The sequence below is a fragment of the Proteiniphilum sp. genome (assembly GCF_034331125.1).
In the GTDB taxonomy this organism is placed as follows: Bacteria; Bacteroidota; Bacteroidia; order Bacteroidales; family Dysgonomonadaceae; genus Proteiniphilum; species Proteiniphilum saccharofermentans.
Genome location: NZ_JAXQGC010000026.1, coordinates 1 through 20,044 on the forward strand (window position 1 = coordinate 1; position 20,044 = coordinate 20,044).

13 protein-coding genes are annotated in these 20,044 nt (G+C 45.2%); 12 read left to right on the top strand and 1 reads right to left on the bottom strand.

Going from position 1 to position 20,044, the window contains the following annotated elements:
* Nucleotides 1–87: 87 nt before the first annotated feature.
* From U2P89_RS05295 to carB (U2P89_RS05330), 8 genes are all read left to right on the top strand, one after another.
* A complete protein-coding gene (locus tag U2P89_RS05295; RefSeq protein ID WP_322190822.1) occupies nucleotides 88–1,143 on the top strand; it encodes an efflux RND transporter periplasmic adaptor subunit in 1,056 nt (351 codons plus the stop codon).
* A 32-nt stretch (nucleotides 1,144–1,175) separates the two neighbouring features.
* A complete protein-coding gene (locus tag U2P89_RS05300; protein WP_322190823.1) occupies nucleotides 1,176–1,925 on the top strand; it encodes an ABC transporter ATP-binding protein in 750 nt (249 codons plus the stop codon).
* Nucleotides 1,926–2,010: 85 nt separating this feature from the next.
* Nucleotides 2,011–3,234 (top strand): ABC transporter permease, encoded by a 1,224-nt coding sequence (locus U2P89_RS05305; protein ID WP_322190824.1) that lies wholly within the window; start codon nucleotides 2,011–2,013, stop codon nucleotides 3,232–3,234.
* A 23-nt stretch (nucleotides 3,235–3,257) separates the two neighbouring features.
* The gene (locus U2P89_RS05310) at nucleotides 3,258–4,412 is read left to right on the top strand and encodes a sensor histidine kinase (protein WP_322190825.1); all 1,155 of its coding nucleotides are present in this window, start codon (nucleotides 3,258–3,260) and stop codon (nucleotides 4,410–4,412) included.
* Between the two features lie 13 nt (nucleotides 4,413–4,425).
* The gene (locus tag U2P89_RS05315; protein WP_322190826.1) at nucleotides 4,426–5,148 is read left to right on the top strand and encodes a LytTR family DNA-binding domain-containing protein; all 723 of its coding nucleotides are present in this window, start codon (nucleotides 4,426–4,428) and stop codon (nucleotides 5,146–5,148) included.
* A gap of 227 nt (nucleotides 5,149–5,375) precedes the next feature.
* On the top strand, nucleotides 5,376–6,446 hold the full coding sequence (gene carA / locus U2P89_RS05320) for a glutamine-hydrolyzing carbamoyl-phosphate synthase small subunit (protein WP_322190827.1): 1,071 nt from the start codon (nucleotides 5,376–5,378) through the stop codon (nucleotides 6,444–6,446).
* Nucleotides 6,447–6,656: 210 nt separating this feature from the next.
* The gene (gene carB / locus U2P89_RS05325) at nucleotides 6,657–9,920 is read left to right on the top strand and encodes a carbamoyl-phosphate synthase (glutamine-hydrolyzing) large subunit (protein WP_416188616.1); all 3,264 of its coding nucleotides are present in this window, start codon (nucleotides 6,657–6,659) and stop codon (nucleotides 9,918–9,920) included.
* Between the two features lie 156 nt (nucleotides 9,921–10,076).
* On the top strand, nucleotides 10,077–13,289 hold the full coding sequence (carB, locus tag U2P89_RS05330; RefSeq protein WP_322190829.1) for a carbamoyl-phosphate synthase (glutamine-hydrolyzing) large subunit: 3,213 nt from the start codon (nucleotides 10,077–10,079) through the stop codon (nucleotides 13,287–13,289).
* A 154-nt stretch (nucleotides 13,290–13,443) separates the two neighbouring features.
* Here the strand turns inward: carB (U2P89_RS05330) and U2P89_RS05335 are convergent, their stop codons facing one another.
* Complete coding sequence (locus U2P89_RS05335; protein ID WP_091905385.1) at nucleotides 13,444–15,096, bottom strand: AMP-binding protein; 1,653 nt, start codon at nucleotides 15,094–15,096, stop codon at nucleotides 13,444–13,446.
* Nucleotides 15,097–15,325: 229 nt separating this feature from the next.
* Between U2P89_RS05335 and U2P89_RS05340 the strand changes: the two genes are divergently transcribed.
* The 4 genes from U2P89_RS05340 to U2P89_RS05355 all read left to right on the top strand — a co-directional run bounded on the left by U2P89_RS05340 (nucleotide 15,326) and on the right by U2P89_RS05355 (nucleotide 19,996).
* Nucleotides 15,326–15,805 (top strand): DoxX family protein, encoded by a 480-nt coding sequence (locus U2P89_RS05340; RefSeq protein ID WP_019540815.1) that lies wholly within the window; start codon nucleotides 15,326–15,328, stop codon nucleotides 15,803–15,805.
* Between the two features lie 12 nt (nucleotides 15,806–15,817).
* Nucleotides 15,818–17,485, top strand: coding sequence for a Gfo/Idh/MocA family oxidoreductase (locus tag U2P89_RS05345; protein ID WP_322190830.1), 1,668 nt, complete (start codon nucleotides 15,818–15,820; stop codon nucleotides 17,483–17,485).
* Nucleotides 17,486–17,525: 40 nt separating this feature from the next.
* The gene (locus U2P89_RS05350; protein WP_322190831.1) at nucleotides 17,526–18,995 is read left to right on the top strand and encodes a Gfo/Idh/MocA family oxidoreductase; all 1,470 of its coding nucleotides are present in this window, start codon (nucleotides 17,526–17,528) and stop codon (nucleotides 18,993–18,995) included.
* Between the two features lie 116 nt (nucleotides 18,996–19,111).
* Complete coding sequence (locus U2P89_RS05355) at nucleotides 19,112–19,996, top strand: DUF1080 domain-containing protein (RefSeq protein WP_322190875.1); 885 nt, start codon at nucleotides 19,112–19,114, stop codon at nucleotides 19,994–19,996.
* Nucleotides 19,997–20,044: the final 48 nt, after the last annotated feature.

The following is a 20,044-nucleotide window of genomic DNA, read 5'->3' on the forward strand; positions in this document are numbered from 1 at the left end:
ACGCATTTCCCTTCTATTTCTTTGTCAATTGTTTGAGGGAAGTGCGAAACATGAGAAAATGATAAAATAGAATGGCTTACAGGGAGTGTGGAAAGACAAGATATATCCAATATGGTGACATGTACCGGAACACTGGAACCTATCACGAAAATTGATGTGGGAACACAGGTAAGCGGGAGAGTCGATAAAATTTATGTCGATTACAATAGCATAGTTTCACAAGGTGAATTGCTTGCCGAACTCGACCAGACAGTTTTGCTGGCAACATTATCATCAGCAAGGAGTTCGATGGCCACAGCCAAAAGCGAGCTGGAATACAAGGAGAAGAATTATGGGCGTTTTAAGGTATTGTATGAAAAACAACTGATAAGCAGTTCGGATTACGAAGAGGCGCTATATTCTTATCAAAAAGCCCGGAATGATTATAATGTGAGCGTAAGCAGCTATCAGACAGCCGAAACGAATCTGGGATACGCGAAAATATATTCTCCCATCGACGGTGTTGTTTTAAGCCGTGAGGTAGAAGAAGGCCAGACCGTTGCTGCCAGTTTCGAAACGCCGACACTATTCACTATAGCAAATGATCTTACCAAGATGCGTGTAATAGCGGAAGTGGATGAAGCGGATATGGGTGATATCGCCATCGGACAACGGGTGATGTTCACCGTGGATGCTTTTCCCTATGAAGAGTTTACCGGCACAACTACCCAGGTTAGACTATCACCTACGACTACCAATAATGTCGTTACTTATGAAGTCGTGGTGGAGGCGCCTAACGGTGGACTGAAGCTGAAACCGGGCATGACGGCTACCTGTACGATCTATACACTGGATAAACCGGATGCACTTGCCGTTCCGTCCCAGGCCGTTAATTTCAATCCCGGAAATGAGATGATTAGCGAAAAAGATACGGTTGTATGGGTGCTTGATGAGAATAATTTCCCGGTCCGCCGACAGATAAAAACAGGCAATAGCAATAATATGTATACCGAAGTAATATCGGGCCTGACCGAAGGTGAAAAAGTGATTACAGGAAAGAATACCCAGGCACGCAAGCTTACAACCCCACCGGATAGTGGAAACGAATCCAGTCCTTTCATGGCGCAACCGCCACGTCGTGGAGGCGGAGGTGGAAGAAGGTAACCAGAATACGAATGATTCCAAAAGTTGAAAAAATGAACAATAATCCTGTTATCATCGACATATCGGATATCCGTCGCGATTTCATTGTAGGTGCGGAAACCGTCCATGCCTTACGTAGTGTAACGTTCAGTATCAAGGAAGGTGAATTCGTTACCATCATGGGGAAATCGGGAAGCGGGAAAAGTACCCTGCTGAATATTCTGGGTTGTCTGGATACCCCTACCGAAGGTTCTTACCTGCTCGACGGCATCTCGGTACAGAAAATGAACAAAGACCAGCGCGCCAGGATCAGGAATACCAAGATAGGATTTGTTTTCCAGAGTTATAACCTGTTGGCTAATACCACGGCTGTGGAAAACGTGGAACTTCCGCTGATGTATAATCCCGGCATTTCCTCATCCTTGCGCCGGCAGAAAGCTATCGATGCGCTGGAGAGGGTGGAGCTTGGCGATCGCCTGTTGCATAAGAGTAACCAGATGAGTGGCGGACAGATGCAACGTGTTGCCATAGCCCGGGCATTGGTGAATGATCCGGCAGTGATCCTCGCCGACGAAGCGACCGGAAACCTGGATACGCGCACATCGTTCAGTATCCTGAAATTGCTCCAGCAACTGAATCAGGAAGAAAGAACCATTATTTTCGTAACCCATAACGAGGATATAGCCCGCTACAGCACCCGCAATATCGTATTGAAAGACGGGCGGATCATTGAAGATACGTATAATCAACACATCTTGTCGGCTGCCGAAGCTTATGAGAAATTGCCCAAAGAAGAGGTGTAAGTTGATCCCGACAAGTCGGGACAGGTCGTGATGATTTACTGATTTGATAATTGGTTAGATACACCATAAAGAATAGAAAAATCAAATGAATGCAGAGAATTTATTTAAAATAGCGCTGGTAGCACTGTCCCGAAACAAAGTCCGGGCGTTGCTGACTATGCTCGGTATTATTATCGGCGTAGCCTCGGTCATTACCATGTTAGCGATAGGAGAAGGCTCCAAGCGAAGCATACGGAAGCAGATATCGGAGATGGGATCGAATATGATCATGATACATCCTTATTCCGAACGTGGCGAGGGTGGGGCACGCATTAGTATGTCCAGTCTGGAAACACTGAAAAACAGAGACTATTTCGACATAAGGGATAAAGCTGAATATGTTTCAGCAGTCTCCCCGAATGTAAGCAGTAGCGGACAGTTCATTTATCAGAATCAGAATTATCCGAGCAGTATCAACGGCGTAAGTCCTGAATACCTGATTATCCGCCAGTTGAAAATTCAATCCGGCTCCATGTTCACTCAGGAAGATGTGGAGACGAACAATAAAGTCTGCATCATCGGGAAAACTATTGTCGATAATTTATTCACAAAAGGCGAAGATCCCATCGGCAAGGTCATTCGTTTCAACACGATCCCTTTCGAAGTGACCGGAGTGCTGGAAAGCAAAGGATATAATACAATGGGAATGGATCAGGATGATATCGTACTGGCTCCCTATACCGCCGTGCAAAAAAGAATCTTAGCGATCAACTATTTGCAGGGAATCTATTGTTCTGCTGTTTCGGAAGAAGCGACGCCAGATGCTGTTGAAAGCATCATGGCAATCCTGGCAGAGAATCACGGTATATCGGATCCCGACAATTATGATTTCGAGATACGTTCACAGGAAGAATTAAGTTCAATGCTCACGACTACTTCCGATCTGATGACGATCCTTTTGGCCTGCGTAGCCGGCATCAGCCTGGTAGTAGGCGGTATAGGAATTATGAATATCATGTATGTCTCCGTCACCGAACGTACCCGTGAAATCGGATTGAGAATGAGTGTGGGAGCCCGGGGAAAAGATGTATTGATGCAATTCCTTATAGAAGCGATTCTGATTAGTGTAATTGGAGGAATTATTGGTATTTTTGTGGGTGTGGGTGCTACATTTGTAGTAAAATGGGCTGCTTCGTGGCCGGTATTCATTCAATCATGGAGCGTATTGCTCTCATTCGGTGTTTGCTCGATAACCGGTATTTTCTTTGGATGGTATCCGGCAAAGAAAGCTGCAAAGCTCGATCCTATCGAAGCAATACGATATGAATAAGGAACTGTTAAAAATCAGAGAAGATGGATCAGAAAAAAACAGATGCACCGGGAGGTAAGTCAAAATTGAAAATAACACCTGATAAAGTTCAGTATTGGTTGCCTTATACAAAATTGGCTGACAATATCTTTATCCACATTGCAGCATGGAGCATAATCTTTGGACTGCCATTGTTTTTCATGAGCCGGGGAGATTTTTCCTGGGTAAATTTTCTCTTGTTTCTTCCTGTTCCGGTTTGTTTTATGATCGTGTTTTATAGTAATTACTTCTATTTTATCGATCGTCTCTTATTTGAAAACAGGAAGAACGAATTTTTTATTATCAATATCCTATTGATTTTGGGAACAGCTTTACTCATTCATCTTTGGCATGAATTTTCTTTCACATTGAATGTACAGGGTAATATGCCTCCTTTTGGCGGGGGAAAGCCCCCGGAAGGGCCTCCTCCTCCGGAAAAAAACAGATGGGTGCCGATTGTGATTTTCATACTTCGGGATGTAATTTTACTGACATTGGTGGTCGTTTTGAGTACGGCTATCAAAATGAGCAGCCGATGGACCAAAATAGAGGCCATGCAGAAAGAAATGCAGCAGGCGATGATAGAAGCCGAATTGAAAAACTTGAAGAATCAGATAAATCCGCATTTTCTGCTCAATACGCTGAATAATATCTATGCGCTGGCACAACTCAATTCGCCGAAAGTGAAACCGGCTATTATGGATTTAAGCCGGTTATTGCAATATGTGTTATATGAGAATAATAAGATGTATGTGCCATTGAAAGAAGAGGTGAATTTTATCGGTAACTATATTGATCTGATGCGTCTGCGTTTGCCCGCCAATACCAACCTCAGCGTAAAATTCGATATCAGGGAAAATAGTCAGGTGATGATTGCTCCGCTTATTTTTATCTCGTTGATAGAAAATGCTTTTAAACACGGGGTGAGTAGTGATGAGTATTCATTTATCGATATTTCTTTGACGGAAAAGGAAGACAGGAAGATCGAATTCTTGTGCCGCAATAGTCATTTCCCGAAGGACGAGTCGGATAAAAGCGGTAGCGGTATCGGGTTGCAACAAGTGAAGAAGAGACTGGAACTGATTTATCCTTACCGCTATATGTGGCATAAAGAAATTGAGAATAATATCTATTCAACTGTATTGATCATCGAAACCTGAAAAAAGAAGAATAATGAATAAAGTACTGACCTGCTGGATTATTGACGATGAGCCGTTGGCATTGAGCCTTTTGGAATCGTATATACAGGATACCCCCGGCCTTTTATTAACGGGAAAATACAATAATCCCGCTTTGGCGATGCAAGACCTTGTAAACAAAAAGGTAGATTTGATTTTTCTGGATATCCAAATGCCGCATATCAACGGTATGGAATTAGCCCGTCTGGTGCCGCCTGACACAAAGATCATCTTTATTACGGCTTTTAAAGAGTATGCATTGGAGGGATATCGCGTAAATGCCTTCGACTATTTGTTAAAACCGGTCTCTTTCGACGAATTCCTGGTAACGTGCAAAAAAGCACAAGACTGGTTTGAAGCTGTAACGAAAAATGTTCCTATACAGAAAAATATTCTTGAAACAGACGCGATTTTCGTGAAATCAGACCAGCAGATCATTCCCATCCCTTTTAAGGATATCCTTTATATCGAAGGTCTAAGGGATTATATAAAGATTTACACCGGAAATCAGAGTCGGCCATATATCACCCTGGAGTCGATGAAAAATATGGAAAAGGTACTTCCTGCCCATTTATTTATCAGAGTGCATCGTTCTTTTATAGTACAGAAAAACAAAATTGAGTTCCTCAACAGAAACCGGCTTATGGTAGCGAATCGGGAGATACCCATCGGAAGGACTTACAAACAAGGAGTGTTCAATTTTATCGCTGCTAAATAAGATAAACGCGGTGGTCTCTTGCTCCCCTTAATGGGTAACCTGCTTCCACCAAGCGGTCAGGTGTATAATTATGTGGCGATGTGGTTAACAAGAATACTGTGAATAATTTCACAATTCGGATAAAATGAAAGAGGATTTGAAAAATTAGTTGCATTATTTCCGGAATTTTTCTAACTTTGTGTCCTAATATCATACAATTATCAACTCTACAAATAATGTAACGCACTATGCACAGATACAAACCGGTGCGATTGATCCTTGAAAACGGGATGTTTTTTCATGGGCAATCTTTTGGAGCCGAAAAGGCAACATCGGGAGAGGTAGTTTTCAACACGGCAATGGTCGGTTACCCCGAGAGCCTGACAGACCCCTCCTACGAAGGACAAATTTTAACACTCACATATCCTATAATCGGAAATTACGGAGTTCCCGCTCACAGCGAAACAGACGGAATTTCCGATTTTTTTGAGTCTGAGCATATCCATGCCTGTGGTTTGATCGTGCAGGATTACTCCCGGGAACATTCTCACTGGAATGCGGTGAAAAGTCTGGGCGACTGGCTTAAGGAAGAAGGGGTGCCCGGTATCTGCGGAGTCGATACCCGTCTGCTTACAAAGATCCTCCGGGAAAAAGGATCCATGCTGGGGAAGATAGTATATGAGGAAGATGGTGAAGTGGATTTCTACGATCCCGAAACTGAAAACCTTGTAGCCAAAGTCAGCTGCAGTGAAGTGATCGAATATGGGCAGGGTGAAAAGAAGGTAGTCCTGATCGATTGCGGTGCCAAACTGAATATCGTACGGGAACTGGTTAAGCAGGGAGTTCGTTTGATCCGTGTTCCATGGGACTACGATTTCAACAGGATCGACTACGATGGAGTGATGATCTCCAACGGCCCGGGAAACCCCGATCATTGCGGAATCACCGTCGCCCATATCCGTGAAGCAATGAAGAAAGAGAAGCCTATCTTCGGGATCTGCATGGGGAACCAACTGCTGTCGAAAGCGGCCGGAGCCAATATCTACAAACTGAAATACGGGCACCGCAGTCATAACCAACCGGTACAAAAGGTGGGGAGTAGCCGTTGTTATATTACTTCCCAGAACCATGGCTATGCAGTGGACGAATCGCAGTTGGGTGCTGGGTGGGAACCCTGGTTCGTGAATATGAATGATGGTACCAACGAAGGAATCCGGCATAAAACGAAACCTTTCTATTCGGTGCAGTTCCATCCTGAGGCGACTGGCGGACCGACCGATACCCGCTTTTTCTTTGAAGAGTTTGTGAAGATGCTTTGATCGTTTGGAAATTACAAATTACTAATTACCAATTTTATATGCTGATTGTCGTGAAGCGAGATGTGAATATTAAAATCAAGAACCAGGAGTCAGGAGCCAAGACTTCTTCACTTCTTGAACTTCTTCACTTCCGACTTCCAAATTCTCAGTTCTTAGTTCTCAATTCTAACTTCTGCAATAATAATGAACAATAATTTATTTACACAAGATATGGCACCTGCTTCCGGGGAAGACAAGATAAAAGTGAAAAAAGCGCTTATCCTTGGGTCCGGCGCACTTAAGATCGGTGAGGCGGGTGAATTCGACTACTCCGGTTCACAGGCACTGAAAGCATTGCGGGAAGAGGGTGTAGAGACCATCCTGATCAATCCGAATATAGCCACAGTGCAGACTTCGGAAGGATCAGCCGATAAGATATATTTCCTGCCGGTAACGCCTTATTTTGTAGAGAAGGTGATCGAAAAAGAACGGCCCGATGGTATCCTGCTGGCTTTCGGTGGACAGACCGCGCTGAACTGTGGTGTACAGTTATATACTGCAGGCACGCTTGAAAAATATAATGTCGCTGTGCTGGGAACACCGGTACAGTCGATCATGGATACCGAAGACCGCGATCTGTTCGTGAAAAAACTCGACCAGATCAACGTGAAAACTATCCAAAGCTATGCTGTCTCCACAACCAAAGATGCTTTACAGGCTGCAAACCGACTGGGTTATCCCATTATCGTCCGTGCCGCTTATGCGCTCGGGGGACTGGGTTCGGGTTTCTGTAACGATGAAGAAGAACTGAAATCGCTGGCCTCCAAAGCATTCAACTACTCCGACCAACTTCTGGTGGAGAAATCCCTTAAAGGGTGGAAAGAGGTCGAATATGAAGTGGTGCGTGACCGATACGATAACTGTATCACCGTCTGTAACATGGAGAACTTTGACCCGCTCGGCATACATACCGGCGAGAGTATTGTGGTGGCTCCCTCGCAAACGCTGACCAATTCCGAGTATCACAAGTTAAGGGAACTCTCGATCAGGATTGTCCGTCATATCGGTATCGTGGGAGAATGTAACGTGCAGTACGCTTTCGACCCTGCCTCGGAAGATTACCGGGTGATCGAGGTCAATGCCCGCCTGAGCCGTTCATCGGCACTGGCATCCAAGGCGACCGGTTACCCGTTGGCATTCGTAGCGGCCAAACTCGCTTTAGGATACGGCCTGTTCGACCTGAAGAACTCGGTGACCCGTTCGACCAGTGCCTTTTTTGAACCGGCACTCGATTATATCGTCGTGAAAATACCCCGCTGGGATCTGGGAAAATTCAGCGGAGTTTCCAAAGAGATCGGTTCCTCTATGAAATCGGTCGGTGAGATCATGGCGATCGGCCGTACCTTTGAAGAAGCCATACAAAAAGGACTTCGGATGACCGGTTTAGGAATGCATGGCTTTGTGGAGAACAAAGAATTGAAGATCGACGATATAGACAAAGCGCTCCGGGAGCCGACCGACCAGCGCATCTTCGTCATCAGCAAAGCATTCAGGAAAGGATATACTATCGACCAGATTCATGACCTGACAAAAATAGACCGCTGGTTCCTGCAGAAACTGTATAATATCGTAAAGACTGCGGAAACATTGGAAAATTATACGGACGAATCAATTGATCCTGGAAAAGAAAATAATCCCGGGTTCGATGAGATACTGAAAACAGCCAAACAACAGGGATTTTCCGATTTTCAGGTGGCACGGGCTATCCGGAAGGAAAAAATGAAAGAAGATGATTTCATTCAAATACGTGAATACCGGAAAAAACTGGGTATCCTGCCATTTGTGAAACAGATAGATACACTTGCCGCGGAATATCCCGCCCAGACTAATTACCTCTATCTCACTTATAACGGATCGGAAAATGATGTACATTATCTGGGGGATCACCGCTCGGTCATCGTGCTTGGGTCGGGTGCTTATCGTATCGGCTCATCGGTGGAATTCGACTGGTGCTCGGTCAATGCGTTGAACACAGTCCGTAAGGAAGGGTTCCGCTCCGTGATGATCAACTACAATCCCGAAACGGTGTCGACCGATTATGATATGTGCGACCGGCTTTACTTCGATGAGTTGTCATACGAGCGGGTAATGGATATCATCGAACTGGAGAATCCACATGGTGTCATCCTCTCCGTGGGAGGACAGATCCCCAATAACCTGGCAGTAAGATTGGATCAGTCGGGTGTGAATATTCTGGGTACGGGTGCCAAAAGTATCGACAATGCAGAAGACCGGCACAAGTTCTCTTCCATGCTCGACCGGTTGGGCATCGACCAGCCGCGCTGGAAAGAGCTCACCACCCTCAGTGATATCCATCAATTTGCCGAAGAAGTGGGATTCCCTCTGCTGGTACGCCCTTCCTATGTCCTTTCGGGGGCAGCCATGAATGTTTGTTCCAACGAAAAGGAACTGGAGCATTTCCTTACGCTGGCAACTGAAGTATCGGCCAAATACCCGGTGGTAGTATCGGAGTTTGTCGAAAATGCCAAGGAGATAGAGATGGACGCGGTAGCACGCAACGGCGAACTGATCGTCTATGCCATCTCCGAACATGTGGAATTTGCAGGTGTACACTCCGGCGATGCCACCATTCAGTTCCCGCCGCAGAAAATTTATGTGCAAACGGTAAGGAGAATTAAACAGATCACGCGGGAGATTGCACGAGCCCTGCAAATTACCGGACCGTTCAATATTCAGTTTCTGGCCAAGGATAACGCCATCAAGGTGATCGAGTGTAACCTGAGGGCGTCAAGATCATTTCCATTTGTATCCAAGGTATTGAAAATTAACTTTATAGAACTCGCAACGAAAGTGATGCTTGATATTCCGGTGGAGAAACCGGAAAAATCGGCGTTCGAACTCGATTATGTGGGTATCAAAGCACCCCAGTTCTCTTTTACCCGGCTACAGAAAGCTGACCCCGTATTGGGAGTGGATATGGCTTCCACGGGAGAAGTAGGAGCTATCGGAACCCATTTTGATGATGCGTTACTTACTTCTATGCTGGCAGTAGGCTACCGTATTCCGGAGAAAAATATCATGGTTTCTTCAGGAGGATCCCGCTCGAAAGTCGACTTGCTGGATGCCTGCCGTCTTTTGCAACAACACGGTTACAACCTGTATGCTACCGGTGGGACGCAGAAATTTCTGGAGGAGAACGGTGTCAAAAGTCATTATGTGGCCTGGCCCGATGAGAAAGGAGCGGAACTGAAGGTGGATGAGATGATTGCCGAAAGGAAATTCGATCTGATCATCAATATTCCTAAAAACCTTACCGAGAGGGAGTTGACAAACGGATATAAGATCCGTCGCGGGGCCATAGATTACAATATCCCGCTTATCACCAATGCCCGCCTGGCAAGTGCTTTTATCAAAGCCTTCTGCAGGATGTCGCAGGATAAAATAGAAATCAAACATTGGGGAGAGTATAATTAATTGACAATTGATAATTGATAATTGACAATGAATGTGTAAATTCGCTTTTAGTAAACTCAAATGAACCACTCATTACATCAATCTCATTCAATCTCTATCAATCTGGTTCAATTTCCATCAATCTGATTCAATCAAAAAAATCATATAATTCAATTCATGGACAAATCAATTAAAAAAGTTATTTTATTGGGTTCCGGCGCCCTGAAGATCGGACAAGCGGGAGAATTTGATTATTCCGGTTCGCAGGCTTTGAAAGCAATGCGTGAAGAGGGAATAGAGACGGTATTGATTAACCCCAATATTGCCACTATCCAAACTTCTGAAGGCGTGGCTGACAGGGTTTATTTCCTGCCAATCACTCCCTATTTCGTAGAGAAGGTAATCCGGAAAGAGCAACCGGATGGTATCCTCCTGGCTTTTGGCGGGCAGACGGCACTGAACTGTGGCGCCGAACTATACCAAAGCGGAATACTCGATAAATATGGCGTACGTGTATTGGGAACGTCGGTAGAGGCGATCATGATCACAGAGGACAGGGATTTGTTTGTGAAGAAATTAGATGAGATCGATGCCAAAACACCTGCATCGAGAGCGGTAGAAAACCTGGAAGATGCTTTGGCTACAGCACGTGAGATGGGATTTCCTATTATGGTGCGTTCGGCATATGCATTAGGCGGACAAGGTTCGGGTATCTGCACGAATCAGGAGGAGTTTGTAGAGCTATGCAAGAGTGCCCTCTCTTTCTCCAGCCAGATACTGGTAGAGGAAAGCCTGAAAGGGTGGAAAGAGATTGAGTTTGAAGTGATCCGCGACAAGAACGACCACTGCTTCACGGTCGTACCGATGGAAAACTTCGACCCACTGGGTATCCATACCGGTGAAAGCATTGTGGTGGCGCCCATCATCACACTCAGCAAAGAGCAGATTGCCATGCTCGAAGATATCGCACAGCGTGTGGTACGCCATATCGGCATCGTGGGAGAATGCAATATCCAGTATGCTTTCAATGCGGAAACCAACGATTACCGTATTATCGAGATCAATGCCCGTCTGAGCCGCTCATCTGCCCTCGCTTCCAAAGCATCGGGATATCCTCTGGCTTTTGTGGCGGCAAAACTGGCTTTGGGGTATACGCTCGACCAGATAGGGGAGATGGGAACGCCCAACTCCGCCTATGTAGCTCCAAAGGTAGACTATATGATCGTGAAGATCCCCCGTTGGGACCTCAATAAATTCTACGGCGTCAGCCACGAGATCGGCTCCTCCATGAAATCGGTCGGTGAGATCATGTCCATCGGACAATCGTTCGAAGAGATCATCCAAAAGGGATTACGTATGATCGGGCAGGGGATGCATGGCTTCGTGGGAAACAGGGAGATGACCTTCGATAATGTGGAGGATGCTCTCTCAAAGCCGACCGATATGCGTATCTTCGCTATTGCGGATGCTTTTGAAAAAGGATATTCAGTGCAACAAATTGAGGAATTGACTAAAATCGATCCGTGGTTCCTGGAGAGGCTGGAAAATATTTATAACTACTCAAAGGTACTTGCAGCTTATAACAAAATCGACGAGCTACCCGAAGATGTGCTTCGTGAAGCAAAGCGTCTTGGCTTTTCCGATTTCCAGATCGCACGGTTTGTAGAAGATCCGCAGAGTACGGTAGAGGATGAGCTGATCAGGGTACGTAACTATAGGAAGTCTTTACAGATTACACCCATTGTACGCCGCATTAACACGGTTGCTTCCGAGAATCCGGATAAGACCAATTATTTATATTTTACGTATGATTCAGATAAAGCTTTTACACCCGGTAAAAGTGAAAAAGAATCGGTGATTGTATTAGGATCGGGAGCCTATCGCATCGGCTCGTCGGTGGAGTTCGACTGGTGCTCGGTCAACGCCGTACAGACTGCCCGTGAACTGGGATATGAATCGGTAATGATCAACTATAACCCCGAGACGGTATCGACCGATTACGATATGTGTGACCGGCTCTATTTCGATGAACTGTCGTTCGAGCGTGTACTTGACGTGATCGATATAGAAAATCCAAAAGGGGTGATCGTTTCGGTAGGGGGACAGATCCCCAACAACCTCGCCATGAAGTTGTACCGGCAGAATGTATCCATCCTGGGAACCTCTCCCTTGTCGATCGACCGGGCCGAGAACCGCCATAAGTTTTCCTCCATGCTCGATGAATTGGGAATCGACCAGCCCCGCTGGAAAGAGATGACCAGCTTCGAAGAGATCGATGCTTTTATCGACGAAGTGGGCTTCCCCGTATTGATCCGTCCTTCTTATGTGCTTTCGGGGGCTGCCATGAACGTTTGTTACGATAAGGAACAGATGCATGCTTTCCTGAAAATGGCGGCCAATGTATCGAAAGAGTACCCTGTGGTGGTCTCCTCTTTCCTGCAGAATGCCAAGGAGATTGAATTCGATGCGGTAGCCCGTGAGGGAGAAGTGGTAGAATATGCCATTTCGGAACATGTGGAGTTTGCCGGTGTCCATTCGGGCGATGCTACTCTGGTATTCCCCGCGCAGAAGATCTATTTCGAGACCATGCGTCGAGTGAAGAAAATATCCAAGCGAATCGCGAAGGAATTGAATATCAGCGGGCCGTTCAATATACAGTACCTTGCCAAGAATAACGAGATCAAGGTGATTGAGTGTAACCTGCGGGCATCCCGCTCTTTCCCCTTTGTCTCCAAAGTATTGAAACATAATTTTATTGATACCGCAACCCGCATCATGTTGGATGCGCCTTTCAGCAAACCCGACAGCTCGGTCTTCGACCTGGACTATATTGGGGTAAAAGCATCCCAGTTCTCTTTCTCACGTTTGCAGAATACCGACCCGGTACTGGGTGTGGATATGTCCTCCACCGGTGAGGTGGGATGCATCGGGGAAGATTTCTCGGATGCGATCCTCAAGTCGATGCTCTCGGTAGGATACAAAATACCCCAAAAAGGTATCCTGATTTCTTCGGGAGAGATGAAGTCGAAAGTCGACCTGCTGGAGGCATGCAAGCTATTGGGTGAGAAAGGCTATGATCTCTATGCCAGCCACGGTACGCAGAAGTTCCTGGAGGAGAACGGCATTAAGGCGACCGATGTGAACTGGCCGGACGAAGATGGGGAAAACAATATCAGGCAGATGATCGTTGACAAGCGGTTCGACCTGATCATCAATATTCCCAAAAACGTCACGAAACGGGAGCTTACCAACGGATATATCATTCGTCGTGGCGCGGTCGATTTTAATATCCCACTCATCACCAATGCCCGTCTTGCCAGTGCTTTTATCACTGCTTTCTGTAATTTGGATAAGGAAGATCTTGAGATCAAGAGCTGGAACGAGTATTAAAGAATCGATGTTTCGCTGGTCGAGTGATTTAGTTGCAAGTACCACGTATTACAAATATAAAACGAGAGCCAAGATTTTAATGTCCCGGCTCTCGCATTTTTTATCTAAAAGTCTAATTCCAAAAATCTTAAATCTTGAATCTTGAATTCTAAATCTAAACATATTTGAATCGACGGATACTTCGTTTAGGTGTTTTTTCGAACTCTTCTTCCCGAATCCGGAAGGAGGTGATCTTACTGTACGAAGGCAATTGGCTGTTTACCTCTGCAATCACCTGCTGGAACAAGGTATTCATATCCTGGTCTGTAAAACCATTTTCCTTCAGGATATCCTTGTCGGGTACGAGCAGGGCGATGATCTTTTGGTCTTCACTGATAGCCAGTGATTCTTTTACATACGGAGAACTGTTGATCTTCTCTTCAATCTCTTCGGGATAGATGTTCTGCCCGGAAGATCCCAGTATCATATTTTTATTTCGACCTTTGATAAAGATGAAATCGTCGCTGTCTATGGTTCCCAAATCTCCGGTTTTTAACCAGCCATCTTCGGTAAAGGTTTGTTTTGTAGCCTCTTCGTTTTTATAATATCCCAGCATTACGTTACTACCGCGGGCCAATATTTCACCTACGATATTTTGCGGGTCGTCCGAATCGATCTTCACCTCCATCCTGTCCACGACTTTTCCACTGGAACGTTCTTTATACTTAGTCCAGTAGGCGTAAGAGATCAATGGGCCACATTCGGTCATCCCGTATCCTACAGTGTAAGGGAATCTGATTTTCCTTAAAAACTTCTCTACATCGGGGTTGAGTGCTGCACCGCCGATTACCACTTCAACCAGCTCTCCGCCGAAGAACTTGATCATTGAGGCTCGTACCTTACTATATACGACACTGTTTAACAGGGGGACTTTGACAAGGGTTTTTGCCGCTCCCTGCTGCAGTTTCGGAAGTACACTCCGGTTGACAATTTTCTCTATGATAAGAGGAACTGCCAATACCAATTTGGGTTTCACTTTCGAAAACATCTCGAGTAGTACCTGAGGAGAAGGAGTCTTTCCCAGAAAATGAATATGACAACCCAGGGAGATGGTATTGAGTATTTCGAAAGCCAGGCCGTAGGCATGTGCTATCGGTAGCATACAGACTATTTTATCTCCCGATTCGATAAATGGCAGGTTGTCGATTGCGAATCTGGTATTTGACCAAAGGCTCCTGTAGGGAAGCATTACCCCTTTGGGACTATTGGTAGTGCCAGAAGTGTAATTGATTACGGCCAGCTCTTCCGGTTTATCGGTACGGAAAACAATATCGTTCACGAAAAATCCTTTTCCATATTTTTTATCGAAATAGTCCGGCGTGTCTGCATCGAACTGTTTCAATTCGTCGGAAGATGATTTCAGCAACAAATAGTTTTCAAGGGAAAAAACAGTTTCAACTTTTGGTATGGTTTTCTCATCGATTTCGTTCCAAATGGTGTCGTCGACAAATAACATTTTTGAATCGGAATGATCTACGATGAATTGCACGCTGGCCTTGTCGAATTCATGAAGGATACTCACTGCGACAGCACCATAGGAGAGTGTGGCAAAAAAGGAAATAACCCATCTTGCAGAATTTTTACCGCATATCGAAATTTTGTCACCTCGTTGAATGCCGGCAGTTCTAAAATAGTCATGCAGTTGGTCTATCTCGCGGGCAAAATCTTTGTAATAAAAAGTCTTGCCCTGGAAGTCGGTCATAGCCGGCATCTCCCAATGATTGCGAATACTTTGCTCGATTAGGCCTAAAAAGGTGTTTTGATTCATCTTTTCAATATTCAATAAATTAATGGTCAGAATTTTTATATTTTTAAAAACAATCGGTTAAACGATTTGTTTGTTTTTATTCGCTACAAATGTCGGAATTTTTTCCTTCTTAGAAATAAAATATCTAATTTTGTTCAATTACTGTAATAAAATTTCATTTTCAAAAATATTTGTTTTACTTTTACACCTGAATTATGGAATGAGGTGAAAATTTTTAGTCAGATAAGAGATGCAATCAATACATTATAGCAAATTACAACGATACGCGCTGTTTATTCTACGTGTTCTGATAGGATGGTATTTTTTATATGAGGGTTTGGCAAAGGTATTTACCCCGAACTGGTCGGCATTTGGCTACCTGATGGATTCAAAAGGTATGTTTGCGTCGTTTTTCGTGCGGCTTGCAGAAAATCCGGCATCGCTTGAAGTCGTCAATTTTATCAATATCTGGGGATTGACAATCGTTGGCTTGATGTTGGTTTTAGGGCTTTTTACGAATATCGGCTATATAGGAGCCATGATCTTTTTGCTGCTCTACTACCTCTCACACCCTCCTTTATTATTTGCAGAATATATTCTGCCCGCCGAAGGATCTTATCTATGGGTTGATAAGAATCTGATTTTATTGGTGACAGTAGCAGTATTGATGTTGTTTCCGGCCTCCAGGGCTATTAGTTTTGACAGCTTACTATTTCGTAAAAGTAGGTAGATTATTATTTTTATGAAGGAAGAAGAAAAAGAGATTAACAATCAAAAAGAAGATAAGACCCCATCAGCAAAAGAGGTTTCTCAGGGTCGCCGTGATGCGCTTAAGGCTATAGTTTCCGTACCGGTATTGGGGGCTATGGCTTATGGGGTTTACAGGAAGAGAAAAGCAGAAAGTACCCACCGTAACGCAGCGGAGATGTCCCGTTTTCGTACGGATGTGGTACCTTACTCGCCACCCTCTCCCGATGCGGAAGTAATCCGGGTAGGTATCATCGGTTTTGGTATCAGGGGAGCCCAGTTGGTGCAAGGATTAGGATTTGCCACTCCCGAATATGTGGAAAACCTGATCCAGCAATCGAAAATAAACCCGGAGAATACCCGTTATCAGGATTTTATGGAGCAGGATGATCTGCGGGTAGTGGTTACTGCGGTGTGCGATATTTTTGATGCTTATGGCGAAGAGGCTGTACTTGCCGGAGCCAACATCCACAGAGAGGGAGTAGGAGGGACATTAGGCCCCAAACCCAGACGTTATCGCTACTATAAGGAATTATTGGCTGCACCCGATGTGGATGCCGTGGTAATTGCATCCCCCGATCATTGGCACGGTACCATGGCTATGGATGCTATCAGGGCCGGTAAACATGTTTACTTGGAAAAGCCGATGACATGGACGGTCCCCGAAACTTATGAGCTTCGCGCTTTGGCGAGAAGCAACCCTCAGCTGGTGTTTCAGTTGGGACATCAAAACAGGCAGATCGAAGCCTACGAGAGGGCGCGGCAGATTATAGAAAAAGGACTGTTGGGGAAAATCTCACTTGTAGAGACGGGTACCAATCGTAACGATCCCAATGGGGCATGGGTTTACCCCATACATAAGGACGCCAATCAAAAAACCATCGACTGGGAGCAGTTTGAAGGAAATCCGGACAGGATTAAAGAATATATGGATTATATGACTTCGGCAGGATTGTTGAAGTATGTGGGGCCTGAATCCCGGGAGAAATTCAGCCTGGAAAGATTTTTCCGCTGGCGCTGCTGGTGGGATTACAGTACCGGCCTGAGCGGCGATCTGCTGACACACGAGTACGACGCGATGAACCAGATCCTTCATCTGGGTATTCCCTCATCGGCCTCCTCTTCGGGAGGAGTCTATTTCTTTAAGGACGGCCGTACCGTACCCGATGTGTTACAAACGGTATTTGAGTTCAGAGATAAGGAACTCACCATGTTGTATTCAGCTACGTTGGCCAGCCAGTTCAGCCGCAGCCGGAAAATCATGGGGCACGATGCGACTATGGAAGTGGGCAACACACTCAAGATAACTGTGGATCCGCAGTCAGAACAGTATCGTAGGCAGATCGACCAGGGTATTGTGAAATTAGACGAACCGTTCTATACCTATCTTCCAGGGCAGAGTGTAGATGCTGTGTCTACCGCTACCGAGAGATATTTTGCCGAACGGGGCCTTCTCTATTCATTCATCAGTGGAAAGCGTTATAACACTACTTTCCTGCATCTGAAAGAGTGGCTCGATTGCATCAGGAACGGTAAACAACCTTCTTGTGGCATCGATCAGGGATTCGAAGAAGCTATTACCGCCCATATGGGAACACGGGCGTACCTGGAAGGACGAACAATGTATTGGGATAAGGATAAAGAAGAGATAACCAGAGAATAAATATCAAAAACGTTAAAATTTAATCCAAAAAAAAGTACTTATGTCATCAAAAATTTCAAGAAGAAAATTCTTAGAAACCGGTGCGATTGCAGCAGCCGGTCTCACAGTTGTACCTTCTTCGGTACTGGGAAAGAGTATGGGGTACAAGGCTCCGAGTGATAAACTCAACATTGTAGGTGTTGGTGTTGGAGGGATGGGTAATGCTAACCTGAACCAGCTCCAGAGTGAGAATATCATCGGGCTTTGCGATGTAGACTGGAAATACAGCAAACGCGTATTCGACAAATATCCCAACGCGAAGAAATATTACGACTACAGGAAGATGTATGATGAGTTGGGTAAATCCATCGACGGTGTAGTGGTGGCTACTGCCGACCATACACACGCGATTATTGCCGCAGACGCCATGACGATGGGCAAACATGTGTATGTACAGAAACCGCTTACTCATAGCGTGTACGAATCGCGTCTGTTGACAAAACTTGCCGCCAAACATAAAGTGGCTACCAGTATGGGTAACCAGGGTTCTTCCGGACCCGGTGTTCGGCAGGTAATCGACTGGATCAGAGACGGACAGATCGGTGAAGTAACGAAAGTAGAAGCATTTACCGACAGGCCTATCTGGCCACAGGGATTAATGACTCCTAAGCAAGCGCATAAGGTTCCTTCTACCTTGAACTGGGATCTCTTCATCGGGCCGGCCAATAAACGTCCGTTCAATGAAATTTATCATCCCTGGAACTGGCGCGGATGGTGGGACTTCGGAACCGGCGCTTTGGGTGATATGGCTTGTCATATACTTCATCCGGTGTTTAAAGGATTGAATCTGGGCTACCCCACAAAAGTACAGGGATCGTCCACCATGCTGCTTACCGACTGTGCTCCCAATGCACAGATGGTAAAATATGTGTTCCCGCAACGCGACAATCTGCCCAAAGTGGCTATGCCCGAAGTTGAGGTGACCTGGTACGATGGCGGTTTGACCCCCATGCGTCCTGAAGGTGTTCCCGCCGGTAAGAACCTGAATGATCAGGGTGGTGGTGTGATATTCTACGGAACCAAAGATATCCTTATCTGCGGATGCTATGGCGTGAATCCGTGGTTGGTATCCGGACGCAAACCCAACTCTCCGAAAACACAACGTGAAGTAACCCTCTCTCACGAAATGGATTGGGTGCGCGCATGTAAGGAATCTCCCGAAAACCGTGTAGAAACAGCTTCACCTTTCTCTGAAGCAGGACCTTTCAACGAAATGGTGGTGATGGGTGTGCTCGCAGTAAGACTGCAGGCTTTGAATCAGGAATTGCACTGGGATGGTGAAAATATGAAATTCACGAACATTCCGTCCGACGCGACTGTCAGAACTATTATTGAAGACGGTTTCAAAATTACCGACGGTCACCCCACATTCGACAAAACATGGACTGAACCGGTAAATGCCATTGCATATGCTGAAGAAATGATCAAGCATACTTATCAGAATGGCTGGAAATTACCCGACATGCCGTAATTTTACAGTATTGAATAGTATTGAAGGGAATAGCGACGGCTTTGTCCGTCGTTATTCCCCCATTTCAACAGAAGTTAATTATCAGTTTAATTAAAAGAAAAATAGTTATGAAACGAATTAAAAAATCAATTTACGGATTAAGTTGTTGTATGCTTGCAAGTGTATTGATGGCTTGCGGTCCCGGTGGAAAAAAGACCGATGCTGCCGCAGATAATGGAGCCGATTCTACTGCGGAAAGTGCCGTTCCTGAATATACAGTATTAGATAAACCTCAGGTAGACCTATCTCAGTTCCAGACAGATAAAGACGGATATATCGTTATCTTCAACGGTAAAGACTTCACAGGATGGAGAGGTTACGGAAAAGATGATGTTCCCGGGAAATGGACTATCGAAGATGGTGCGATCAAGTTTAACGGTTCCGGTGGTGGTGAAGCACAGGACGCTGACGGTGGCGATATCATCTTTGCTCATAAGTTCAAAAATTTTGAACTGGATTTCGAGTGGAAAGTAGCCAAAGGTAGCAACTCAGGTGTATTCTATCTTGCACAGGAAGTACAGACTAAAGATCCTAACACTGGCGAAATGAGGATGGAACCTATTTATATCTCTGCTCCGGAAGCTCAGATACTTGACAATGAAAATCATCCTGATGCAAAATTGGGTAAGGATAACAACCGGCAGTCACTGTCGTTGTACGACATGATCCCGGCCGTTCCCCAGAACTCAAAACCGTTCGGAGAATGGAATACCGGTGGAGTAATGGTGTATAAAGGAACCGTTGTTCACAGGCAGAATGGTGAAAATGTGGTTGAATATCATTTGTGGACACAACAGTGGACAGACATGTTGCAGGCAAGTAAATTCAGCCAGGAAAAATGGCCATTGGCATTCGAATTGCTGAACAACTGTGGTGGTGAGAACCGTGAAGGTTACATTGGTCTGCAGGACCACGGTGATGATGTGTGGTTCAGGAACATCCGTGTTAAAATTTTAGATTAATTTTTATCAAATAACTGAGAAGAATATTTCTGCCTGAAGGCGGGAATA